The sequence below is a fragment of the Dyella sp. Tek66A03 genome (assembly GCF_052567735.1).
The window spans coordinates 4380621-4404066 of the sequence record NZ_CP199584.1 but is presented as its reverse complement, the minus strand read 5'-3'; the positions used below and the strand labels follow the sequence as shown (position 1 = coordinate 4404066).

Annotated in this window: 18 protein-coding genes; 17 read left to right on the top strand and 1 reads right to left on the bottom strand. The window is 64.6% G+C overall.

The features are described 5' to 3' along the window. The first annotated feature begins 88 nt into the window (after nt 1–88). The 16 genes from ACT01B_RS19625 (at nt 89) to ACT01B_RS19550 (ending at nt 20192) form a co-directional block, all read left to right on the top strand. Nucleotides 89–544: a post-PEP-CTERM-1 domain-containing protein gene (locus tag ACT01B_RS19625; RefSeq protein ID WP_445144884.1), complete on the top strand. Its 456-nt coding sequence runs from the start codon at nt 89–91 to the stop codon at nt 542–544. After that, the gene (locus ACT01B_RS19620; protein ID WP_445144883.1) at nt 541–2529 is read left to right on the top strand and encodes a PA domain-containing protein; all 1989 of its coding nucleotides are present in this window, start codon (nt 541–543) and stop codon (nt 2527–2529) included. Before ACT01B_RS19625 ends, ACT01B_RS19620 begins: the two co-directional genes overlap by 4 nt. 236 nt (nt 2530–2765) lie before the next feature. Continuing rightward, nucleotides 2766–4766 carry an ESPR-type extended signal peptide-containing protein gene (locus ACT01B_RS19615; RefSeq protein WP_445144882.1) on the top strand — a complete coding sequence of 667 codons (2001 nt, stop codon included), beginning with the start codon at nt 2766–2768 and terminating at the stop codon, nt 4764–4766. 502 nt (nt 4767–5268) lie between these two features. Continuing rightward, nucleotides 5269–7002 carry a type II secretion system ATPase GspE gene (gspE, locus tag ACT01B_RS19610; protein ID WP_445144881.1) on the top strand — a complete coding sequence of 578 codons (1734 nt, stop codon included), beginning with the start codon at nt 5269–5271 and terminating at the stop codon, nt 7000–7002. A gap of 306 nt (nt 7003–7308) precedes the next feature. Continuing rightward, on the top strand, nt 7309–8526 hold the full coding sequence (gene gspF, locus ACT01B_RS19605; RefSeq protein WP_445144880.1) for a type II secretion system inner membrane protein GspF: 1218 nt from the start codon (nt 7309–7311) through the stop codon (nt 8524–8526). A gap of 114 nt (nt 8527–8640) precedes the next feature. Then, a complete protein-coding gene (gene gspG / locus ACT01B_RS19600; RefSeq protein ID WP_445147533.1) occupies nt 8641–9009 on the top strand; it encodes a type II secretion system major pseudopilin GspG in 369 nt (122 codons plus the stop codon). A gap of 113 nt (nt 9010–9122) precedes the next feature. After that, nucleotides 9123–9542: a GspH/FimT family pseudopilin gene (locus ACT01B_RS19595; protein ID WP_445147532.1), complete on the top strand. Its 420-nt coding sequence runs from the start codon at nt 9123–9125 to the stop codon at nt 9540–9542. Continuing rightward, nucleotides 9539–9940, top strand: coding sequence for a prepilin-type N-terminal cleavage/methylation domain-containing protein (locus tag ACT01B_RS19590; protein ID WP_445144879.1), 402 nt, complete (start codon nt 9539–9541; stop codon nt 9938–9940). The genes ACT01B_RS19595 and ACT01B_RS19590 overlap by 4 nt, the downstream gene beginning before the upstream one ends. Further along, nucleotides 9937–10635, top strand: coding sequence for a prepilin-type N-terminal cleavage/methylation domain-containing protein (locus ACT01B_RS19585; RefSeq protein ID WP_445144878.1), 699 nt, complete (start codon nt 9937–9939; stop codon nt 10633–10635). The genes ACT01B_RS19590 and ACT01B_RS19585 overlap by 4 nt, the downstream gene beginning before the upstream one ends. Next, on the top strand, nt 10632–11510 hold the full coding sequence (locus tag ACT01B_RS19580) for a general secretion pathway protein GspK (RefSeq protein WP_445144877.1): 879 nt from the start codon (nt 10632–10634) through the stop codon (nt 11508–11510). Before ACT01B_RS19585 ends, ACT01B_RS19580 begins: the two co-directional genes overlap by 4 nt. Continuing rightward, entirely contained in the window at nt 11507–12670 is a 1164-nt protein-coding gene (locus ACT01B_RS19575; protein WP_445144876.1) for a PilN domain-containing protein, read from the top strand. Before ACT01B_RS19580 ends, ACT01B_RS19575 begins: the two co-directional genes overlap by 4 nt. Next, nucleotides 12667–13296 (top strand): type II secretion system protein GspM, encoded by a 630-nt coding sequence (gene gspM / locus ACT01B_RS19570; RefSeq protein ID WP_445144875.1) that lies wholly within the window; start codon nt 12667–12669, stop codon nt 13294–13296. Before ACT01B_RS19575 ends, gspM begins: the two co-directional genes overlap by 4 nt. Then, entirely contained in the window at nt 13293–14030 is a 738-nt protein-coding gene (locus tag ACT01B_RS19565; RefSeq protein WP_445144874.1) for a hypothetical protein, read from the top strand. Before gspM ends, ACT01B_RS19565 begins: the two co-directional genes overlap by 4 nt. Continuing rightward, nucleotides 14031–16400, top strand: coding sequence for a type II secretion system secretin GspD (gene gspD / locus ACT01B_RS19560; RefSeq protein WP_445144873.1), 2370 nt, complete (start codon nt 14031–14033; stop codon nt 16398–16400). A gap of 153 nt (nt 16401–16553) precedes the next feature. Beyond that, entirely contained in the window at nt 16554–19073 is a 2520-nt protein-coding gene (gene hrpB / locus ACT01B_RS19555; protein WP_445144872.1) for an ATP-dependent helicase HrpB, read from the top strand. A 159-nt stretch (nt 19074–19232) separates the two neighbouring features. After that, nucleotides 19233–20192: an RDD family protein gene (locus ACT01B_RS19550; protein WP_445144871.1), complete on the top strand. Its 960-nt coding sequence runs from the start codon at nt 19233–19235 to the stop codon at nt 20190–20192. Nucleotides 20193–20573: 381 nt separating this feature from the next. Here ACT01B_RS19550 and ACT01B_RS19545 read toward each other — a convergent pair whose 3' ends face one another. Further along, nucleotides 20574–20909, bottom strand: a complete 336-nt coding sequence (locus ACT01B_RS19545) for a hypothetical protein (protein WP_445144870.1) — start codon at nt 20907–20909, stop codon at nt 20574–20576. A 510-nt stretch (nt 20910–21419) separates the two neighbouring features. Here ACT01B_RS19545 and ACT01B_RS19540 point away from each other — a divergent pair. Further along, complete coding sequence (locus ACT01B_RS19540; RefSeq protein ID WP_445144869.1) at nt 21420–23402, top strand: serine hydrolase domain-containing protein; 1983 nt, start codon at nt 21420–21422, stop codon at nt 23400–23402. Nucleotides 23403–23446 lie beyond the last annotated feature (44 nt).

Below are 23446 nucleotides of genomic sequence, written 5' to 3'. Positions count from 1 at the left end.
GGGGTAGTTCCGCTGCGGTCGTGGCGGTGCCGGTTGCCGGCATCGCTTTTCGCATCTCAAGGGAGGAGGTCTCATGCGAGGAAAAACGATGATCCAGACCGCAGGTTTGAGTCTGGCTGGGTGGCTGTTTGCCGGCGCGGTGTCGGCGCAGGCGGCCGATCAGGCGCTTGCACCACAGACCACGGTGACGGTACAGGGCGTGCAGGTAGCGATTGACCCTGCGACCGGCCGGTTACGCGAGCCGACGGAGGCCGAGCGTACGGCGCTTTCAATGGCACTGACCGGCCAGGAAGCGCAAAGCCGTAGCCAGCAACCCACCGCTGGCGGCACGGGTTTCGCGCGTCCGTTGACCGAACAGGCGGCACTCGCCACCACGCGCAAGCTGCGCCTGCGCAGCGGTGTGGAGGTGACCGCCGTGGACGTGCCCGAAAGCCTGGTGAGCAGTCTGGTGGCCGAGCAGCGGGCGGATGGAAGCGTGCTGATTCATCACCAGGGTGACGCCGCTGGCGACAGCAAGGGCAAGGCGCAGGAGGCTGTCCGATGAACCGCCGCAAGCTGGTCTTCCTATGCATCGCGCTGTCTGCGGGTTTTGCGCCAGGCATGGCTTCCGCCGCCGAGATCCGCATCGTCAATCAGGACGTCGGCACCAGGAAGGGCCTGGACGATCCCACCCCCGTGACGCCAATCGGCGGCAATCCAGGCAAGACGCGCGGTGAGCAGGCGCTGATCGTGTTCCGCTTCGCGGCCGACTTATGGGGCGCGGTGCTCAAGAGCGATGTGCCAGTGATCAACAATGCGACCTTCAAGGATCTCTCCTGCACGGCCACTTCCGGCACGCTTGGCTCATCCGGAACCACTAGCGTTTTCGCGTTCAGCACTCCGCCTCCGGCGGGTGCGCTGGCGGGCGTGTGGTATCACTCCGCACTCACCGATGCGCTGGCTGGTGAAGATGCGGATCCCGGCCAGGCCGATATTCAAAGCCAGTTCAACGGCAAGATGGGCAGCACCGGGTGTCTTGAAGGTGCATCGTGGTATTTCGGCCTCGATGGCAAAACCCCAGCAGGCCAGATCAATTTTCTCAACGTCGTCCTGCACGAGATGGCGCACGGCCTGGGCTTCTCCGGCTTCAATACGCTGTCCACTGGCGCGCAGCTTCAGAGCAGGTCCGATATCTACTCGACCTTCGTGAAGGACAACCTCACCGGCAAAGCATGGACCAAGATGACGAATGCCGAGCGCAAGGTAGCGGCTCTGAACGACACGCACCTGGTGTTCACCGGCGCCTCCGTAAAGGCCGAGGCGCCACTGGCATTGAAGCCGCTGATAACCCTGAGCGTGACGGCACCCGCCGTCATTGCCGGCGCCTACGACTACAGCACGGCGTCGTTCGGTCCAGCGGCCACTGCCGCCAATTTCAGCGGCGCCGTGTATCGGCCCTCCGATCCCTTGGCCTGTGACGCCGTCGACGCAGGCGTCAGGGGCAAGGTGGCGCTCATCGATCGCGGTACGTGTGGGTTCACCATCAAGGTGAAGAACGCCCAGGTCGCCGGGGCAACAGCGGTGATCATCGCCAACAACCAGGCTGGCACCATCTCGCCCGCTGGCGACGATGTCACTGTCACCATCCCGACCCTGGCCGTCACGCAGGCGGTCGGCAATGCGTTCAAGGCAAATCTCAGCAACCTCGCTGTGGCCTTCGGTGCCGACCCACAGCATCGTCTCGCTGGGGGTGACGTTGACGGCAACGTGCTGTTGTACGCACCGACCGCGCTGGTACAGGGCTCGTCGTTCTCGCATTACGACACTCGCCTGACGCCGAACGCGCTGATGGAGTACGCGATCACTGCGGACCTGATGGGCCAGATCGATCTCGATCTCACGCCGGCACTCTTGAAGGATGAAGGCTGGCAACTCAACGAGGGCACACAAGCACTGCTTACGTGCGACACCGGCATTCCGACCTGGTTGCCGGGTGGCGTGATCGTGGGCGCCAATGTGATTTCCAATCTCAAGGCGCAGGCGGCCGCGGCGACGACGTTTGCCAGCTATCGTTCGGCGGCGCTGACGTATGCAGCGCGACTTGCGTCGAGTGGTTTGATCAGCCAATCCCAGGCCAGCCGTCTCAACGCCTGCCTTGCCGATGCCACCTTGCTGAAGCAGTTCGCCGCGTGGGGTCCGGGCACGGGCGCGGGAGAGCCGAGCGGTCCCACCGCCATCGTGCTCCAGAACGGCGCGACGCTAGGCGGTCAATCCGGTGCGGCCGGTGACGAGGCGGTCTACCAGCTAAGCGTGCCGGCCGGCGCGCGCAGCCTCGTGCTGCGAACCTTCGGCGGCAGCGGTGACGTGTCGCTCTACGTCAAGGTGGGCGCGGTGCCTACCACGGCAAATTTCGACGCGCAGTCCGTGCACGTCGGCAATAACGAGTCCGTGGTGATCGCGCGTCCGGCGGCGGGAATCTACTACCTGAAGCTGGTTGGGGCGATGACGTACGCGGGAGTGAATGTGCAGGGCAGCTATACGGCCCCCTGACATGGCCGGCCGGAAGCATTCGTTCGGCATTCCGGCAGTGCATTTGCAAGACACATGCAGGGTGCCCGCGCAGGGGCAGTGAACGACATCGCGGGAGGTCATGGCCGCGGCAGCTTCGGCTGCCGTCCGCGGGACGCGCGTCGGCAAATTGGACGTGCTTGCCCGTGTCGTTTCGTCACGCTGTGCCCGTGTCACGGCGCCCAGGGATCAGCAGCATCCATCGGAGGAGATCGTCGATGAACAGGATCTACAGCAAAGTATGGAACAGAGCCTTGGGTTTGCTCGTCGTGGCTGGCGAGCTTGCCAGGACCCGAGAGGGCGGGGTGTCTAGGAAGGGACGCCGCGCCATCGGAGGCGCCGTGCCGCTAGTGGCTGCGCTGGCTCTGGTGTTGGGTGCGGCACCGACGCTTGCAGCGGAGATCGCGGCGGACGGAGGGAGCGAAGCGTGGGTTGACCCATTCGTCTTCAATGGTGGTCTGGCAGCGGGGCATGCGGCGGTGGCCTTCGACTATGCCGTCGCACTCGGCGGGCACGCCTATGCGGGCGGCCAATGGAGCGTGGCCTTGGGCTCCGGCTCGCACTCCCTGGGCGACTACGGCGTGGCCTTGGGTGCCGATGCGGGCGCGAATGCACGCGGTGCTACCGCAATCGGCAGTGATGCCACCGCTGATGCAACCGATAGCACGGCGATCGGCACCGCCAGCGCGGCGTTCGGCGAACGCAGCACAGCGCTTGGTGCCAGTAGCATGGCCGTTGCTGAAGAAGGCACGGCCTTGGGTTACCAGAGCGTCGCTGCCGATGCGAACGCGACGGCGGTTGGTGCGAATGCCAATGCATTTGGTGTCGGTGCATCGGCCTTCGGCAGCCATGCGAACACGACGGGCGATTTCGCTACGGCGGGTGGTTACGGTGCAGTGGCCGGGTCACAGGGGACGGCCTATGGCAGTGGAGCGCAGGCCATTGGGGAGGGCAGCGTCGCCCTGGGATATGGCAGCGTCGCGCTTCGCAGCGATACGGTTTCGGTGGGTGCAGTCGGCTCCGAACGCCAGATCACCAATATGGCGGCCGGCACTGAAGCCACCGATGCGGTGAATCTGGCCCAGCTCGACGCTGCGGTCGCTGACGTGAACGGTGCGCTCGCCGACCTAAACGCGGTGAGCTACGCCGATGTGAGCCGCAACCGAGTCAGCTTCGCCGGCAACGGCGGCACCGTGCTGGCCAATGTCGCGGCCGGCGCCATCGACGCGGGCAGTCTCGAAGCGATCAACGGCGGTCAGCTCTATGCCTTTGGCAATCGCGTGGCCACGTCGCTAGGTGGCGGCGCCAGCTTTGGCGCGTCTGGCTTGAGTGCCCCGGCGTTCTATATCCAGGGCAGCGTGTACAACGACATAGGCAGTGCCCTGAGCGCGCTCGACGGTAGCCTGACCGGAGTGATTCGTCGTATCGACATTCAAAGCGACAGCACCCAGTTACCTGCGGGGACCGGCGATGGCTTGGCTATCGGCATCAACAGTCATGCCAACGATGCCAGGGATACCGTGGTTGGCCATGGTGCTCAGGCCGGGGCGGATGGTTCGACCCTGGTGGGCAACAATGCCTCGGCCAGTGCGCAAGCCACCAACGCGGTCGCCATTGGCGCGGATAGCATCGTGACGGCAGCTTCCGCCAGCGCGATCGGTCAGGGAGCTTCGGCCACCGCCGCCAACAGCGTGGCGCTGGGCGCCAATGCCGTCGCCGATCGTGCCAACAGCGTCTCCGTCGGCAGCAAGGGGCACGAACGCCAAATCACCAACGTGGCTGCCGGCACCGCGACCACGGATGCGGCGAACGTCGGCCAGTTGAATGATGCGCTGGCGACGGCCAAGGCCTATGCAGACACGGGCGATGCGCAGACCCTCAACGCGTCCAAGAAGTACACCGATAGCCGCATGAGCAATGCCGTGGGCGTCGACGACTTCAATGCGTTTCGCGGTTCGGTGGATCGGCGCTTCCAGCGTGTCGACCAGCGCATGGACCGGCTCGGTGCGATGAGCGCCGCCAACACGCAGATGGCCATCAACGCGGCGGGCGCCAGTGGGCGTGGGCGTGTCGCGGCCGGTGTCGGCGTGCAGAACGGGCACGGCGCCCTCTCCGTGGGCTATGCGACATCGATCGGGGAGCGCACGCGCGTCAGCCTAGGCGGCGCTTTCTCCGGCTCGGAGAACTCGGCTGGTGTCGGCTTCGGCGTCGACTTGTAGGTCAGAGCACAGCACCGCGGCAATGACTGTCGCGGTGCATTCTTCTGGTGATTTGCATTTCGTCCCAACGGGGGCGGCCACGCATGAACAGTCGGACGCAATACCGCTGTGCAACAAGGCAGCGCCTGTGCCGATGAGAAGTGGGGTGGCATTGCAAGTGGCAAGGACCTCAACGCCCGCGCGACCGGGGCAACAATCAGTTCAACCGCCCAACGGGTGAAAACCGGCGCCTGTTGGCGCCGGTTTTGTCTGTGCAGGCACTGTTCTTGCGATTATCGCCGCGCGATGAACGGCTTCCGGCATGGCAAGCGAACGGTCATCTGGGTTGATTACCTTTTGGCGCGAGTTGAACGTACCGATGGGGTCGCAGTCGATACCAGTGAGCCAAGGTGAGGAATCGTGCTCGCGTCACGGTCTACGGGTGTGTTAACAATGCGCTCTCGATGCCGTTTGGGGGCGGCACCGATGGGCACATTGCCGAGTTTCCAAGCGGGGTGAACGCATGTCGGCAGTTGCGAAGCCGGTGGTCAGTAAGGAGGGAGTGGCGATGGATGGCCAGGAAGTAGCGGTCTGTGCGCTGCTGGTTTCGCGTGGTCGGCTGAAAGACGCCGACCTGGTGCGGGCGCGCCGGCTGCATGAGGAGTCCCCCGAAGGTACCCTCACCGCGCTGATGGCCCGGCTGGGCCTGGTATCCGAGCGCGAGCTGGCCGAAGCCTGGTCTGAATTGCTGCAGACGCCCCTGCTCGCCGCCCGTGAAGCCCCCGAGCTGCCGCCCTCCGAGCTCGACGTTTCCAGCCGATTTTTGAAGCAGCAGCACGTGGTGCCGGTGCGGGTGGGCGAGGACGGCCTGGGCCTGGTGGTGGCTGATCCGGCTGACCCCTATCCCTTGCAGGCCATTCAGCTGGCCGCCGGGCGCCCGGTGGTGCTGCGCATCGGCCTGCGTTCGGAAATCGACGACCTGATCGAACGTTATTACGGTTCTGGCCGCTCGGCGATGGGCACCATCGTCGAAAACCTGGACGGCAGCGCCGCGGTCGAGGACGACGTCGAGCACCTGCGCGACCTCGCCTCCGAGGCGCCGGTGATCCGGCTGGTGAACCTGATCCTGCAGCGCGCGGTGGAGCAGCGGGCCTCGGACGTGCATATCGAGCCGTTCGAGAACCGCCTGAAAGTGCGCTACCGCATCGACGGCGTCCTGCACGAGGTGGAAGCGCCGCCGTCCAGCTCGACCGCTGCGGTGATTTCGCGCGTCAAGATCATGGCCAAGCTGAACATTGCGGAGCGCCGCCTGCCGCAGGACGGTCGCATCCAGTTGCGCGTGCAGGGCAAGGAGCTGGACCTGCGCGTGTCTACCGTGCCGACCAGTTTCGGCGAATCAGTCGTGATGCGTATCCTCGACCGTGAGTCGGTGGTGTTCGACTTCGCCTCGCTCGGCTTCACCGACAACTTCCAGCAGCGCTTCATCGACGTGCTGGATCGCCCGCACGGCATCCTGCTGGTCACCGGCCCCACCGGTTCGGGCAAGACCACCACGCTGTATACCGCGCTGTCGAAGATCAACACGCCCGACGTGAAGATCATCACCGTCGAAGACCCGGTTGAGTACCAGATCGAGGGCATCAACCAGATCCAGGTGAAGCCGCAGATCGGGCTGGATTTCGCTGGTGCGCTGCGTTCTATCGTGCGCCAGGATCCGGACGTGATCATGATCGGTGAAATGCGCGATCTGGAGACCTGCCGCATCGCAATCCAGTCCGCGCTCACCGGTCACCTGGTGCTGTCCACCCTGCATACCAACAGTGCGGCCGGTGGCATCACGCGCCTGCTCGATATGGGGGTGGAGGATTACCTGCTCGGCTCCACCGTCAACGGCATTCTTGCGCAGCGGCTGGTGCGTCGCCTCGATCCCGAGACGGCGACGTCGTATGAGGCTTTGCCCGAAGTGATCGAGCAGTTCGAGTTGCACAAGTACACCAACGAGCGTCCGATTCGTTTATGGAAACCAGGCACCAGCGCGGCCAACCCGACCGGTTACCGCGGGCGCCGCGCCATCATGGAATTCCTGGTGATGAGCGATCCGCTACGTCGCATGGTGATGCAACGCGCCGATGCCGGTGAGATTGAACGGCAGGCGCGCGCCGAAGGCATGCGCACCATGTACGAGGACGGTATCGCCAAGGCGGTCGCCGGCATCACCACCCTCGAGGAGGTGTTGCGTGTTACGCAGGAGAGCTAAAGCTTCTACTCCCTCTCCCCTGTGGGGAGAGGGCTGGGGCGAGGGGCGGGTGCTTGCGAGGGCACGACTATCCGTTAGCGACGCCTGGATATCCCTCACCGTCATCCCAGCGAAAGCTGGGATCCAGCGTCTTTCCGCGCTACCAAACATCCAAAGGCACTGGATCCCAGCTTTCGCTGGGATGACGGTGAGGGGAGGTGGGATGACAGGTAGGAGAGGTGGGATGACGGGTATGAGAGGTTATGGCGAATACGGGCCCCTCTTCCCCGCTTCTTTGCTCAAGCGAAGTTCCTTGAAGGTGATGGCGTGAGCCAATTCCGCTATCGCGCCATCAGTGCTGCCGGTGAGACGCTGCAGGGGCAGATGGAAGCGGCCAGCCTCGAGGAAGTGATCAGTCGCCTGCAGGATCAGGGCCACACGCCGCTGGACGCGCAGGCGGCGGGCGCCGATGTTGGCGGCAGTGGTCTGGCGGCGTTGTTCCGGCGCGGCCCGTTCACAGGCGATCAGCTGGCGCAGTTCACCTATCAGCTCGCGACCTTGCTTGGCGCCGGCCAACCGCTGGATCGTGCGCTGGGCATCCTGATGGAACTGCCCGAAGGCGAGCGCGCGAAGAAACTCATCGAACGGGTGCGCGATCGTGTGCGCGGCGGTACGCCGCTGTCGCAGGCGCTGGACGAAGAGCACGGCGTCTTTCCCAAGCTCTATATCAGCCTGGTGCGCGCGGGTGAGGCGGGTGGTTCGCTGGAGGACACCCTGCGTCGGCTCGCCGAATACCTGGAGCGTTCGCAACAGCTGCGCGGCAGCATCATCAACGCGCTGATCTACCCGGCCTTCCTGATGGTCGGCGTGCTTGGTTCGCTGCTGTTGTTGCTGGCCTATGTAGTGCCGCAGTTCGTGCCGATCTTCCAGGACATGCAGGTGCCGATTCCGTTGATCACCCAGGTGGTGCTGGCGGTGGGCAACACCTTGCAGTCGTGGTGGTGGTTACTGCTGATCCTGCTGGTGATGGGCGTGGTGGTGGTGCGTGCGCGCCTGCGCGATCCGGCCATGCTGCTGGCGTGGCATGCGCGCCTGCTCACCTTGCGGGTCGTCGGCCCGCTGTTGCTGAAGGTGCAGACCGCGCGCATCGCGCGCACGCTGGGCACCCTGCTGAAGAACGGCGTGCCGCTGCTGTCGGCGCTGACCATCGCGCGCCAGGTCACCGCCAATCGCGCGCTGGACCAGGCGCTCGAACAGGCGGCGGAACAGGTGAAAGGCGGCGCCGGCCTGAGCTTTTCCCTGGCTCAGTCGCAGCGTTTTCCGCGCTTGGCCCTGCATATGGTGCAGGTGGGCGAGGAGGCTGGCCAACTCGACACCATGCTTTTGAAGGTGGCCGACACCTTTGAGCTGGAAAGCCGCCGCGCCATCGATCGTCTGCTCGCTGCGCTGGTGCCGGCGCTGACCATCGTGATGACCCTGATGGTGGCAGTCATCATGGCGGCGATCCTGCTGCCCCTGCTGAGCCTCACCAGCAACATTCAGTGAGCCACGCTGTCCGATAAAGCAACTCTCCGACTCATTAACTACACGAGGTACCTGGACATGCAACAAGGGAATATGCGCCGTCTTCGCGCCACGCGCGGTTTCACCCTGCTGGAAATGCTGGCGGTGATCGTGCTGATCGGCATCATCGGCGCCGTGGTGGTGACCCAGGTGGGCAAGAACGTCGACAAGGGCAAGTACGGTGCGGGCAAGGCGCAGCTCACCACGCTCAGTCAGAAGATCGAGAACTACGCCTTGGACAACGGCACGCCACCGAAGCAACTGCAGGACCTGCTGGTGAAGCCGGCCAACGCGCGCAACTGGCAGGGCCCCTATGCGAAGGAGTCCGAGCTGCATGATCCGTGGGGTCACGACTTTGGTTACAAGTACCCAGGCGACCATGGCAGCTTCGACCTGATTTTCTTCGGTCAGGACGGACAGCCTGGCGGCGACGGTTATAGCGCGGACGTGGGTAATTGGCAGTAATGATGGCTGTAGGGGACATGGGACAGCGAAAGGCGGGCGGCGCGGCCGCCTGTCGTCGCCTGTCTCGTGGCCCGCGTCGCGCATCGCGCGCCGCAGGCTTCACCTTGTTGGAAATGTTGGCGGTGATCCTGCTGATCGGTATCGCGGCGGCCGCGGTTGCCGTATCGGTGTCGCAAGGCCTGGCGAGCGCGCGCGTGAGCGCGGCGAGCGGCGAGCTGGCGGCTGCACTCCGGGCGACGCGAGCGCAGGCCATCGTGCATGGTGAAGAGCGCACGTTCGATGTGGATACGCGCGCCAATACCTATCGGCCCGCGAGTGGCGAGGTGGTGCGTTTGCCGTCAGGCATGCGTGTCGGCATCACCAGCGCGAAGGAAGACCAGGTCAATGCCACGACCGGGCGCATCCGCTTTTTCCCGGATGGCAGTTCCACCGGCGGTCACGTCACGCTGCAGCGTGAGCGTCGGCGCTGGCAGGTGAACGTATCGTGGTTGACGGGCGCGGTCAGCGTAGCCGATACGAGCGCGAAGCTATGAAACGGCAGGTGCGCGGATTCAGCCTGCTGGAGGTGATCGCGGCGATCCTGCTGCTGGCGATCGCGTTTACTGCGCTGATGAAAGTAGCGGGCGCTTCGATAAGCCTGACACGCAATGCCGCCGATCATAGCGATGCCGCCCTGTGGGCACGCAGCCTGCTCGACACGGTGGATATCGACACGCCCCTGCGGCCTGGCAGCAGCGACGGCCGTTTCGATGAGCGCTATCGCTGGCATCTGGTGGTGACGCCATGGAGTCCGGGGCAGGTCGACCCCAGCGCGCAGCTGCGCTTGGTCAAGCTCGATCTCGATGTGTTCTGGGGCAGTCGGCCGCGGGAGCGTTCGGCGCACTTCAGTACGCTGCGCGTATTGAGTCCGCCAACGGTGAATACGCCATGAGATCGTTGGCAGGGCTATCGGTGACGCGACAGCGTGGCGCGCGGGGCTTTACCCTGCTTGAAGTGCTAGGCGCGCTGGCCTTGCTGGCGCTGCTGTTGTTGGGCGTGTATTCGGGCGTGCGGACGGCGACGCAGACGGTGCGTTCCGGCGAAGCCGCCATCAGCCGCCAGGACCAAGTGCGCTCCGCCCAGCAATTCCTTCGCAGCGAGCTGGCGCAGGCGCGCGCGGTGCCGATCGCGAAATCCAGCAATGGCGACCAGACTTATTTCAGTGGCGATGCGCACGAGATGCGCTTCGTGGCTTCCTTGCCCGGCTATCTCGGCAAGCTGGGGCCGCAGTTGCAGCAACTGAAGCTGGTGCCCAACGGCAAGGGCGGTTCGCGCCTGGAGGCCAGCTTTGCCTTGATGCCGCCCGACGGCAGCGCGCCGCGCCCGTTGGGCGAGCCGGAAGTGCTGGTGGACGATATCCGCGGCGGCAGTTTCAGCTATCGCGCGCCCGACACGGCCCAGGCCAAGGGCGACTGGCGCAACCATTGGGACGACAGCCGCTTGATGCCGCGCATCGTGCGCATCGCCCTGACCCTGGATGGCACCACCTCGTGGCCGCAGCTGGAAGCGCCATTGCGGGTGGATCCCACGGCCACGCAAGGTCAGGCGAACCTGCTGCAAGGCCTGCAGCCACGGAATGCCCAATGAGGCGCGCGAACCTGGGCAAACCACGGACGCAGCGAGGCGTAGCGCTGCTGGTCGTGCTGTGGGCATGCACGCTGCTGGCGATCCTGCTGGGCGGGTACGCGATGCTCGCGCGCACCGAAGGATTGCAGGCGCGCTACATGTTTGCGCAAACCCAGGCGCATTACGCCGCCGAAGCGGGACTGATGCGCGCTATCTACGCCTTGCAGGATCCGCAGCAACAGCGGCGCTGGATAGCCGACGGCCGCCCCTATCCGTTCGCGTTCGACGGCGCCAAGGTCAGCGTCAGCGTGATCGACGAAAGCGGCAAGGTGGATCTCAACGCGGCTTCGCCGGATGTGTTGCAGAATCTCTTCCGCCTGGCCGGCATGCCGGATGCCAAAGCGCTGGATCTTGCGAAAAACGTGGTGGACTGGCGTAGCTTCGCCATGACGCCGGCCGGTGCCGGCCTCAACTCGTCGGCTTATACGATGGCCGGCCGTGACTACGGCCCGCGGCATGGGCCATTCGCCAGCGTCGAGGAGCTGCAAATGGTGCTGGGCATGGATCCGGCGGTCTACCGTACGGTGGCACCCCAGCTGACCCTGTGGTCAGGTCGGCCCAGTCCCGATCCCGCGACGGCCCAGGCCTTGGCGCTGGCGGCGACGCCTCCCGGCATGAACCTGCAACAAGCGGATGCGATGGTGGCGGCGAGGCTGGCGACGCAAGCCCAGCCAGGCCTAGTAGTCAGTCTGGGAGTAACGCATAGTATTCGCTCAGAGGCTACGCTGGCCGACGGGACACGCGCGATCCTTCGCGCCACGGTGCGTATGCAGGTAGCTCGCAACGGCACCACGCCGTATGCCGTGCTGCGTTGGCAGGAGGGTGACGGGGAATGAGTTCGGCAACGCAGCCGCTGCGATCGCAGCTCGATCGCGCACGTCGCGCGTGGCGCGCATCGCCACTGCCACGCTTTTTTGCGTGGTGGGGGGGCGAGCTGATGGCCTTGCTGCCGCATCGGTGGCGCGTGATGTTTGGCAGCGGCCCGAGCTGGTTCCTGCTCAAGTCGGCCGGCGATGACTGGCAACTGCATCGCGCCGGTCGAGCCGATCTGCCCGTGCAATGGAGCAGCCAGCTCGATGCGGCCGACCAGAAGGTGGCCTTCGCCGATGCCGTGCGCGGCGTCGATGGCGAAGACCTGCGCGTGGCCTTGTGCCTGACGCCGGCCGAGGTATTGCGTCCCCGCCTGACCCTGCCGCTCGCCGCGCGCGACAACCTGCGGCAGATCGGCGCCTTCGAGATGGACCGCCAGACGCCGTTCCGCGCCGAGCAGGTGCATTACGACGTGCGCGAGTTGAACGTACACGCGCCGGCCGGTCGCTTCGCGGCGGAACTGGTGGCCGTGCCGCGCGCCACGCTCGATCCGCTGCTCGCACGCTTGGCCAGCTCCGGCTTGCAGGTCGATGCCGTGGATGTCGCCGTCGAGCAGGGCCGCCTTGGCGTCAACCTGTTACCGGCTGAACTGGCGCCACGTCGCCGGCATCCGCGCCAGCGACTGAACATTGCGCTGGGTGCGGCGGCCATTCTGTTGCTGGTGCTGTCCTTGTTGCAGTTCGTGCACAACCGCGCGATCGCTTTGCAACAGATGCGCACCGAGGTGGAAGGCATGCGTGCCGACGCGCAACAGGTGACCGCATTGCGCCAGCAGCTGCAAGACAACGCCGGCGCCGCCGGTTTCCTGGCCCAGCGCAAGATGCGTACGGTGTCCGCGCTGGCCGTGCTGCAGGACATCAGCCAGCGCCTGCCGACCACGGCGTGGCTGGAGCGCCTGAGCATCGACAACAGTGGCCAGGTCGGTTTCCAGGGACAAAGCCCGCAGGCCGCACGCCTCGTGGATGCACTGAAGGGCTCGACGGTGCTGACCGACGCGAATTTCCAGGGCACTATCCAGGTCGATCCGTCGACGGGTAAAGAACGCTTTTACATGGTCGCGCAACTGCGCAAGAACACCGAGCCGAAACCCAAGGCGCCGCCTGCTGCAGCGGGAGGCGCCCCATGAAACTGGACGCGATGAAGCCGCGCGAGAGCCGCATCGCGGCGATCCTGCTTTTAATGCTGGTGCTGGTCATCGGTTACTTCGTGCTGCTGCACTGGTGGTTCGTGGCGCCGCTGCAATCCATCCACGCGGAGATGGACGACCTGCGCGATACGCATGCTCGTTTTGCCGCGGCCATTGCGGAGAAGCCGCAGCTGCAGAAGCGCATTGCCGCGATGGGCGCGGGACAGGTGGCGAGCCATGCCTTCCTGCCCGAGGACGATCCGAACGCCGCCGCCGCTGGACTCATGCAACGCGTCGTCGACACCGTCGCCGCGCATCCGCAGAGCGGCGCTTGCGACGTGACGCAGAAGATGCCGGTGCCCAATCCGCCTGCCGCGCCCGATGAGCCTTATCGCAAAGTGGCGGTGAGCATCAGCCTGCATTGCGAAGTGCAGCCGCTGGCTGAAACGCTGCATGATCTGGAGCAAGGCTCGCCGTATCTGTTCGTGGACGACCTGAGCATTTATCGCAATCCCATCGCCGCCCAGCAGCAGGTGGGTGCACCGTTGGAAGTGCAGTTCACCCTCTCCGGTTATGTGCGCCAGCCGCGTACTGCGGGTGGCGATGCTCAGGGAGATGCGCCATGAACGCCGAAGCGCAGCGCCGCCTGACCCCCGTGCTCGGTGGCCTCGCCGCGATCTTCGGCTTGCTGTTATTGCTGCTGCTTGTCGGCATCGGCCGCGCCGTGCACTGGGAAGCGCCACGGCCGGTGGCGTCGTTGCCTGAGGTGCATGACAAGGGCTTGCCGACGCCGGTACCGCTGGATCAGTTCGCGGCGGTGTGGACGCAGCCGCTGTTCAATGCCGATCGCAAGCCTGGCATGCGCGCCGCCAGCGGCAGCGCGAGCCTGGGCGATATGCAGCTGACCGGCATCATCCTCACGCCGTCGCTGCACATGGCCTTGCTGCGCGACAAGAGTGGCGAGCACGAAGTGCGTGTGCGCGAAGGCGACAGCTTGCCCGATGGCAGCTGGCGCCTGGCCGAACTCAAGCCGCGTGCGGCGATCTTCGAATCAGCCAGTGGCCGCACCGAACTCGGTTTGCCGGCCGGAGCGCCGATCGACATGCCCAAAAACGCCGCCACGGCCAATGGCATGGCACCTCCGCCCGCGCAGCCGCCGACGGCGATGCCGCCTGGTGCGGTGCGCATGGTGACAGGCCCTGTGCTGCCGGCCTCCAGCGCCTCGATGCCCAATGCGAATGCGCCAGGCGCGACGCAGATCAACGCGGATTCGCAATCGGACCGCATCCGCCAGCTAAAAGAAGCTATCCAGAAGCGTCGCGCCGAACAGTCGGCAGCGCCCCCCGAAGGAGCACACTGAATGTTCACCAAGCGCACGTCGCGGATTCGCCGCATCAGTACGCTCACTTTGGCGATATGGCTCAGCGGTTGCCAAACCTTGCCGCAGCCCCACGATGACGGCGCGTTGCAGCGCGAGGCCGTGGCAGGCACCGAAAACCCCGTGCCCGCCCAACGGCCACTCAATACCGGTGCGCAACCCCAGGGCCAGAACGCTGCCTTGCAGCCGCAGCTGCACACCGGTACGGGAAAATTCGTTCAGGCGGTCGGTTTGGCGCAGCCCCGCGAGGCGGCCAGCGGCGAGGGTGCGGTGACCTTCAACTTCGAGAACCAGCCGGTGCAGGCGGTGGTGAAAGCCATTCTTGGCGACCTGCTCAAGCAGAACTACACCATCGTGCCGGGGGTGCAAGGCAACATCTCGTTCTCCACCTCCCAGCCGGTGGACAGCAGCCAGGCGCTGCCGATCCTGGAAACCCTGCTGTCGTGGACGGGCAATTCGCTGGTGCAGCGCGACGGTCGTTATATCGTGATGCCGTCGAAGGACGCGGTGGCCGGCAACCTGGTGCCCAGCCTCGGTGCCGTCGCGCCACAGGCGGGACTGCGGGCGCGCCTGTTTCCGCTGCGCTACATCTCGGCCACCGAGATGCAAAAGCTGATCAAGCCGTTCGCGCGCGCCGACTCGGTACTGCTGGTCGATTCGTCGCGCAACCTGATCGTGCTGTCCGGTACGCCGGAAGAGCTGGAGAACTATCAGCGCACCGTGCAAACCTTCGATGTGGACTGGCTGCGCGGCATGTCGGTCGGCGTGTTCAGCCTGCAGCACGCCAATGTCAGCGAGCTGATGCCCCAGCTCGACCAGTTGTTCGGTCCCAAGGGCGATACGCCGCTGGCCGGCATGCTGCGCTTCATCCCAATCGAGCGCACCAACGCACTGGTGGTGATTAGTACCCAGCCGACGTATCTAAGGGAAGTCGGCGACTGGGTCGCCAAGATCGATCACGGTGGCGGCAACGAGCCGGACCTGTTCGTCTACGACGTGCGCAACATCAAGGCATCCGAACTCGCGCAGTACCTGGCGCAGATCTATACCAATGGCGCTAACGCCAACAACGGCGGCAAGGTCGGTCCGGGCCTCAACTCGGGCACCTTGGGCAATACCGAAAACGCGAACGGCAACGCCGGCGGCATGGGCAGCACCGCCGGCAGCTTCGGCAGCAGCACCACAGGCGGATTCGGCAATACCACAGGGGGGCTCGGTAACACGGGCGCGACGGGTACCACCACGGGCGGCCTGGGAGGCAACACTGGGCTTGGCGGCAACACCACCGGCGGCAGTGCCTTTGGCAGCAATAGCGGGACCTTTGGCAATAGCACCAACCCCAACAACAACCAGGGCGGCCAGCAATACAGCTCCGAAGACGGCAGCATCCGCATCAGCTCGGTCGATTCCAACAACCAGCTGCTGGTGCGCGCGCGCCCTTCGCAGTGGGGCGAAATCGAGCAGGCTATTAAGAAGCTGGATAACGTGCCGCTGCAGGTGCAGATCGAGATGCGCATCCTGGAAGTGGATCTCACCGGCCAGTTCCAGTTCGGCGTGCAGTGGTATTTGCAAGGCCTGGCCGGCGGCACCAACAACGGCGACGGCACTTTTACGCCGGGCACTCCCAGCAACCCGCGGCAGGTAGGCCTGGGCCAGGGTGGCAATAAGTACAACCCCGGTACCAGCACCTCACCGGGCGATGCGCTGTTCTATTCGTTCGTCAACAAGAATTTCCAGGTGGCGCTGCGCGCGCTGGAAGTCAGCGGCAATACGAAGACACTATCGGCGCCGTCCATGGTGGTGCTGAATAACCAGATCGCGCATATCCAGGTCGGCAATCAGGTGCCGGTCAACCAGACATCGATCGTCACTGGCCTGGGCACGACCACCGCCGGTTCGACCGCGAGCAGCGTCACCTACCTGCCGACCGGTGTCATCCTGGATGTGCAGCCGCGCGTCAATCCGGGCGGCCTGGTCTATCTCACAGTCCAGCAGCAGGTCAGCAACACGATCGGTGTGGCGAACGATCAGGGCAATTTCACCATTCAACAACGCGCAGTCGGCACTCAGATTGCCGTGCAAAGCGGCCAGACGGTTTTGCTAGGCGGCCTGATCCAGCAAAACGAAGACAACACCAATACGGGCATCCCGGGGCTCAATCAAATCCCGTTCCTGGGCCGACTGTTCGGCACCACCAGCCGCAACCGCAGCCGCACCGAACTGATCGTGTTGATTACGCCGCGCGTGATCGCCAGTAGCGAAGAAGCCAAGCAGGTGACCGACGAGTACCAGCGCAAGTTCGAATCGCTGGCGCCGTTGCGGACCACGGCAGGCGAGACGACTCAACACTGAGTCGCCACTCCCTCTCCCCTTAGGGGGAGAGGGTTGGGGTGAGGGGCGGGTGCTCGAGAAAGTGTAGAGTCGAAGCCTGTTGGAAATCGCGTGTGCTGCAGAACGGTACCGATCCATGCGAGCCGGCGCACCACTCCCGCTATCATTTACGCGATGAGTACGCCGCTGTCCTTCCCGATCACCCCGCTGCTGTCCGAGATCAGCGCCTCGCTCGCGGCCCATCCGCGCCTCGTGCTGGAAGCGCCGCCGGGCGCCGGTAAGACCACACAAGTCCCCTTGGCCTTGCTCGACCAGTCCTGGCTGACCGGCAGCAAGATCCTCATGCTGGAACCACGCCGTATCGCCGCACGAGCGGCGGCGCAGTTCATGGCCAAACAGCTGAGTGAAGAGGTCGGGCAGACCGTTGGCTACCGCATCCGTTTTGAGTCGAAGGTAAGCGCCGCCACCCGTATCGAAGTGGTGACCGAAGGCATCCTCACACGGATGATCCAGGACGATCCCGAGCTCAGCGGCTTCGGCGTCATCCTGTTCGACGAATTCCATGAGCGGCATCTCGCCGGCGATCTTGGCGCGGCTTTGGCGCTCGACGTACAAGGCACTCTGCGACCAGACCTGCGCATCGTGGTGATGTCCGCCACGCTCGACGGCGAGCGCATTGCGCAGTGGCTGGATGCGCCGCGCGTCAGCAGTCCCGGTCGGAGTTTTCCGGTGCGCGTGGAGTATCCCCCGGCGCGCGTGCAGGAAAGCATGGAGCATCACCTCGCACGCATCGCACGTCAGGCGCTTGAGGAAAGCGACGGCGATGTGCTCACTTTCCTGCCTGGTCGTCGCGAAATCGCGCGCACCCAGGCGGTGCTTGAGCAGTCGCTCACGCGCGACGATGTGGAAGTCGTCGCGCTGCACGGCGAACTCTCGCTGGCGGAGCAGCAGTCCGCTCTGAATCCGGCCGAGCCCGGTACGCGGCGCATCGTGCTGGCTACCAACGTGGCCGAGTCGAGCGTAACCTTGCCGGGTATCCGTGCGGTCGTCGACAGCGGTCTCGCGCGCGAACCGCGCTTCGACCCCAACTCCGGCTTCACACGGCTGGAAACGGTCAATATCTCGCAGGCATCTGCTGACCAGCGTACCGGTCGCGCCGGTCGCGTCGCCGAGGGCACGGCGTATCGCCTGTGGCCCCAAAGCAAACGCTTGGACGCCTCGCGCACAGCAGAGATTGCGCAAGCCGAGTTGTCCGGGCTGGCGCTCGAACTGGCGGCATGGGGTATCACGTCAAACAGCGGCAGCGATTTGCCATGGCTGGATGCGCCGCCCGTTGGCGCACTCGCCCAGGCGCGAGAGTTGCTGGTGCAACTCGCCGCGCTGGCCCCCGATGGGCGTATCACCGCGTTGGGTCGCGAGATGCTGGAACTGGGTGCAGCGCCGCGTCTTGGCGCTGCCGCATTGCGTGCCGCACCCGAGTTGCGTGCGCTGATCGCCGATCTGCTGGCGTTGATGGAAGCGCGCTCGCCGCTGCGCGGCGAGCAGGCGCGAAGCGATGACTTCCGCGCGCGGGTCAGCGCGCTGCACGCATGGCGCGATCGCCGCACCGCGGGCGCGCGTGGTGGTGCCGACACAGGTGCGCTGGCGGCCATCGAACAGGCGAGCAAAGGCTGGCGCCGCCGCCTGGATGTGCGCTCGGCCGCTAGCGGCATGCCCGACAGTCATGCCGTGGGTGATCTGCTGCTGCATGCGTTTCCCGATCGGGTGGCGCGTCGCGACGAAAACAACCCGCTGCGCTACACCTTGGCCAATGGCCGTGGAGCCCGCCTGCACGAAAACACCGCCCTGCACGGCGAGCCGTGGCTGGTGGCGCTCGATCTTCGATTCGAAGCGCGCGATAGCCTGATCCTTGCTGCTGCACCGATTGATCTACGCGTGCTCGAGCGCGACTACCCTGCGCTGTTTCGCCGCGAACGCGTCCTGCGTTGGAACGACGAGCGCAATGCAGTCGAAGCGTTCGAGGAGCAGCGTTACGCCGCCATCGTGCTTGAACGTCGCAGCGTACCGGTGAAACCGGAAGACGCCTTGCCCGCGCTACTCGCCGCCGTTCGTGCCAAGGGCATCGACGCCTTGCCGTGGAGCGAAAATGCACGCCGTCTGCGCGCACGTATGCAGGCACTGCGCGCTTGGGTGCCGGAGCTTGGCCTGCCCGACATCTCGGACACGGCCTTGCTCGAATCGCTGGACGACTGGCTGGCGCCCTATCTCAACGGCAAGCGTCGCCTCGACGCCTTGAGCGCGGAAGAACTCTCGCAGGCGCTCGGCACCTTGTTCGACTACGAACAGCGTCGCCAGCTCGATGCCCAGGTACCCGAAAGCCTCACCGTACCCAGCGGCATGAGTCGCCGCCTCGAGTACGCCGAAGGCGAGCCGCCCGTGCTTGCCGTGAAACTGCAGGAACTGTTCGGTCTCGCCGACACGCCACGCGTTGCCAATGGCCGCATTCCCGTCACCCTGCATCTGCTGTCACCAGCTGGGCGACCGATCCAGGTGACGCAGGACCTGAAGGGGTTCTGGGAACGCACGTATCCCGAAGTGAAGAAAGAACTGAAGGGCCGCTACCCCCGCCACCCCTGGCCGGACGATCCGTGGACCGCAGCGCCGACGCATCGAGCCAAACCGCGCGGCACTTGAGGGGCCGCCACGTGGCACATCAAGATCGATTCAACCCATGATGATCAGGGGGCTGCGTGCACTGTTCCTAAAGGCCGGCTGTTGCCGCTTTATCTTCAGACCGCTCGGCATTCTTCACATCTTTACGGCAAGATGCTCGACAAATCAGGGGAGAGAACCATGGACACGTCTGTAGTGGAAGGCAGGCAGGAGCTTGCCATTGCCGGTTTCTGGCGCCGCATTGGCGCCTTTTTCAGCGACACCATTATCGTCGGCATCGTCGGCATGGCGATCGGCGGCCTGCTGTACCAGTGGCTCGCACCCATCGGGGCTCCTGCGCGGCTGGTTGGACTGGTTATCTCGCTGGCCTATTTTGGCATTTTAAATAGTCGTATCGGCAACGGGCAGACGCTGGCCAATCGATGGCTCGGCATCCGTGTGGTCAATGCGCAGGGTCAGACTTTGTCATTGCCGCGTGCGCTGCTGCGCTATGCGGTGTTTGGCATTCCGCTCTTCTTCAATGGCCTGCCGTTGCCAGGGGCGACGTTGATGTCGCCCATCGTCGGATCGTTGCTGGCGCTGGTCGTATTTGGCGGCGGCTTCGCCATCGTTTACCTGTATATCTTCAACCGCCGTACGCGGCAGTCGCTGCATGATCTTGTCGTCGGTTCCTACGTGGTGCGCGTGCAGTCGGACGCCAGCGAAGCGCGCTTCGGGACCGTCTGGCGCGGTCATCTGGTGGTGACGGCGGTGGTTGCGCTGCTTTGCCTCGGCGCGCCCATGATGACCAAGCAATTTGCGCAAAGTCCCCTGTTTGCCGGGATCCTGCCCCTCTATCAGTCGCTCGAAGCTCAGCCCCATGTGATGAATGCCCAGGTGATGCGTGGGACGTCATCCCTGTGGTCAGCCAATAACGGCCATTCGACCAGGCGCTATCTCAGTGCCCAGCTGCGGCTCGACGCGCCGATGACCGAGGACGCCGACTACGCCCGCCGCATCGCCCAGGTGATGGCCAAGGGTGATCCACATCTGGCTGATGAGGACGTGGTGACGGTGGGGTTGTCCTACGGTTTCGACATCGGCATCGCATCCTGGTGGACGAAGCACAACTACTCGTTCAAGCCGCTTGAATTGGAATGAGGCCGGGGGCAGGGAAGCAGGCGTCCGTCTCGATGGCCAGCTCAGAGGTAGTTAAGCGGTCAGTTGTTGGAAGGATCCTCTTGCCGTAGTCGGCCTGGAGGGCGTACTGCAACGAGACGCCCCAGCGCCTTTTCCACCATGGCCTGGAATCGTTGACTTCCGAGCCCCCGCACTTGGCGAAGATGTGCGCGCACACGTTGTAGCTCATCATCACTTAGGCGTTGCCAGGCAGGAACCGCTGCGTAGGGCACAGCGGATCGACGGATAAGCGCTGTCCGCGATCCGTGTAAGGCAAAGCCCTGTAGCGGCGTAAGTCGTCACCAAGGTGCGGTGCACCGCCCAATCGGCCGGTGCACCGCGGGGACGATCATAAGGACGCGCTTACCCGTTCATCGCTCGCTCGTCACTAAGCTGCTTGGGGTACTGCTCCAGGCACTGGATCGCCACGGTCACTCCCTCCTTGAAAAGCGGTGGAAGCGGCCATGTCATGGGCTCGGCGGAGATTTGTCTTGCCTTTGCCGCGCGATACCGCTCGTCTTCAAACCACAATTGCGCCAGCGCGTAATGCGCTAGCGCAACGTCGTCGAAGGTCGTGCCGCGTGGCGAGGATGCCTGTGGACGATGAGCCGGTAGACCGGCGGCGAACGAGGCGGTGAACGGGTCACCCAAGGTAGGAAACGACAGGCGTGCGGGTGCCGTATGATCGTGGACAGCCACTATCAACTCCTTCGAAGTTGGTGATGGTTAGCGGGTCGTCGGTGTTGCTGCACCTACGGCCCGCGCCTCATGACATTGCTGCCATGGTCACGCGCGTTGCCCAATCGAAAAGAACGCCGCGAGTGACGGGCCGAAAGTAGCAAACGAAAAGATTGTTGCCTGTCAGGGTTTGCCGTTGCGGCGCCTCCGTTCCCGTGACATGGATGTTGTGGTCCTTGGACTTCGGACTGTGCTGGGCCTGCTGACCGGTACCCGCCAGGCCGCCCATCGCGCGGTGGGAGTTCCCTGGTCTTGAGAGGACTTCCTGGAGGTCAGTTTGCCTCAGTGCCGTATGGCTTCCAGCATGCCGCGGCTCGGCTACATGCGGGCCAAGCGGCTTGCACTGGCAACCCCAACCCACGCGTGTAGACTTCGGCGGAGTCACCGGTGTATTCAGCCACGCCGGGCATGGATTGTTGGCCGGGCGTATGACTGACAGCAGAGCGTTTCCTCCACCCACGAGGTACCTCCATGTTGATGCGATGCGTTGTCTTCGTGCTCTTCCTGCTGTGGCTGGCGCCTGTATCGGCGAACGATTCACCGACGCCCGCGCCAAACATCACGGTGAAGGCCGATGCCCAGCGCATCACGTCGGCGGGGACGCAGTTTGTCGTGCCAGCGGAGTGGACGATCCACACCCGGGGCAACAAGGTCACGCTGAATCCGCCGGAGCCCGGCTCGCAAGTCGTGCTGGTGGATGTACAGGCGGCGGATGTGGATGCGGCGGTTGCCGCGGCGTGGAAGGTCTATGGCCCGGCCAAGACCTGGCCGCTGCAAGTCGCCACCGACAGTTCGCCGCGCGACAACTGGGACCAGATCAAGGTCTATAGCTACGAGACCTCGGCCAACGACAAGCGCGGCGTGACCGCGATCGCCTACCGGCACGATGGTCGCTACACCGTGCTCATCTATGACGTCGCCAATGCGGTTGGCGAGAAGCGCGCTTCGCAGCTGCGTGCCATTTCGGATCGCTTGCTGCCGAAGGGCTACAAGCGCGAGACGTTCGCGCACAAGAAGGCGCACGCTCTGGATGTCGAGCGCGTGGAAGCGCTCAAGGCGTTCGTGGAAGAGGCGCGCAAGGCCTACGACGTGCCGGGTGTGGCCATTGGCCTGATCGATCACGGCAAGGTCGTCTTCGCGGGTGGCCTTGGCGTGCGCGAACTCGGCAAGCCCGAACGGGTCGATGCCGATACGCTGTTCATGATTGCCTCGAACACCAAGGCGCTCACCACGCTGATGCTCGCACGCGAGGTCGACCAGCATCGCTTCGACTGGGATACGCCGGTGACCCAGGTGATGCCATCGTTCAAGCTTGGGGACGCCGAAACCACGCGCCAGGTGCTGATGCGGCACCTGATCTGCGCGTGCACGGGCATGCCGCGGCAGGACATGGAATGGTTGCTCAACAGCCGCGATGCCACGCCGGACACGGTGCTGAAGGCGCTGGCGGGCATGCAGCCGACCAGCAAGTTCGGCGAGTTGTTCCAGTATTCCAACCTGATGGCGGCTGCCGCCGGCTATATCGGTGCGCACGTGCTCTACCCGCAGATGGAACTCGGCGCTGCCTACGATTTGGCCATGCAGAAGCAGGTTTTCGATCCGCTTGGTATGCACCTGACCACGTTCGATTACGATCGCGCGCTGCTTGCCGATCACGCGACGCCGCATGGTCTGGATGTCGACGGCCGTACGGCCGTGGCCAATATGGGCATCAACAATTCGATTCGCGCGGCGCGACCGGCGGGTGCCGCCTGGAGCGCCGTAAGCGACATGCTGCGCTATGTCCAGATGGAGTTGGATAACGGCCTGCTGCCGGATGGGCAGCGCTACGTGTCACAAGCGGCGTTGCTGGAGCGGCGCAAGGCCAATGTCGCGATGGGTACGACCGCCAGCTATGGCATGGGCCTGATGGTCGATCACACCTGGGGTGTGCCGGTGGTCCATCACGGTGGTGACGTCACCGGATTCCATTCCGACATGATGTGGTTGCCCGAGCAGGGCGTGGGCGCGGTGATACTCACCAATGCCGATGCCGGCGTGTTTATTCGCGGCCCGTTCCAACGCCGTTTGCTGGAGGTGTTATTCGATGGCAAGCCGCTGGCACAGGGCGATATCGATGCCGGGGTGAAGCGGCTCAAGGCGCAGATCGCGGCCGAGCGTAAGCGCCTGACGGTGCCGGCCGATCCTGCCGAAGTGGCCAAACTGGCGGGCAGCTACAGGAACGCCGCGCTGGGAAGCATCCAGGTTCAACGCGATAGCAAAAATGCCGTGTTCGACTTCGGCGTCTGGCATAGCGATGTTGCCTCGCGCAAGAACGACGATGGTTCCATCTCGTTCGTGACCATCTCGCCGGGCGCGGACGGATTCGAGTTTGTCGTCGCCGGCAAGCCCGATAGTCGCACGCTGGTGTTGCGCGATGGGCAGCATGAGTATGTTTATGATGCGGTGAAGTAGGTGCGCGCCTCCCTATTCGTCATTCCGGCGAAGGCTGGAATCCA

Coding starts and splice junctions, on each gene's coding strand:
- ACT01B_RS19625 (WP_445144884.1), top strand. CDS start 89: ATGATCCAGACCGCAGGTTTGAGTCTGGCTGGGTGGCTGTTTGCCGGC.
- ACT01B_RS19620 (WP_445144883.1), top strand. CDS start 541: ATGAACCGCCGCAAGCTGGTCTTCCTATGCATCGCGCTGTCTGCGGGT.
- ACT01B_RS19615 (WP_445144882.1), top strand. CDS start 2,766: ATGAACAGGATCTACAGCAAAGTATGGAACAGAGCCTTGGGTTTGCTC.
- gspE (WP_445144881.1), top strand. CDS start 5,269: ATGTCGGCAGTTGCGAAGCCGGTGGTCAGTAAGGAGGGAGTGGCGATG.
- gspG (WP_445147533.1), top strand. CDS start 8,641: ATGCTGGCGGTGATCGTGCTGATCGGCATCATCGGCGCCGTGGTGGTG.
- ACT01B_RS19595 (WP_445147532.1), top strand. CDS start 9,123: ATGTTGGCGGTGATCCTGCTGATCGGTATCGCGGCGGCCGCGGTTGCC.
- ACT01B_RS19590 (WP_445144879.1), top strand. CDS start 9,539: ATGAAACGGCAGGTGCGCGGATTCAGCCTGCTGGAGGTGATCGCGGCG.
- ACT01B_RS19585 (WP_445144878.1), top strand. CDS start 9,937: ATGAGATCGTTGGCAGGGCTATCGGTGACGCGACAGCGTGGCGCGCGG.
- ACT01B_RS19580 (WP_445144877.1), top strand. CDS start 10,632: ATGAGGCGCGCGAACCTGGGCAAACCACGGACGCAGCGAGGCGTAGCG.
- ACT01B_RS19575 (WP_445144876.1), top strand. CDS start 11,507: ATGAGTTCGGCAACGCAGCCGCTGCGATCGCAGCTCGATCGCGCACGT.
- gspM (WP_445144875.1), top strand. CDS start 12,667: ATGAAACTGGACGCGATGAAGCCGCGCGAGAGCCGCATCGCGGCGATC.
- ACT01B_RS19565 (WP_445144874.1), top strand. CDS start 13,293: ATGAACGCCGAAGCGCAGCGCCGCCTGACCCCCGTGCTCGGTGGCCTC.
- gspD (WP_445144873.1), top strand. CDS start 14,031: ATGTTCACCAAGCGCACGTCGCGGATTCGCCGCATCAGTACGCTCACT.
- hrpB (WP_445144872.1), top strand. CDS start 16,554: ATGAGTACGCCGCTGTCCTTCCCGATCACCCCGCTGCTGTCCGAGATC.
- ACT01B_RS19550 (WP_445144871.1), top strand. CDS start 19,233: ATGGACACGTCTGTAGTGGAAGGCAGGCAGGAGCTTGCCATTGCCGGT.
- ACT01B_RS19540 (WP_445144869.1), top strand. CDS start 21,420: ATGTTGATGCGATGCGTTGTCTTCGTGCTCTTCCTGCTGTGGCTGGCG.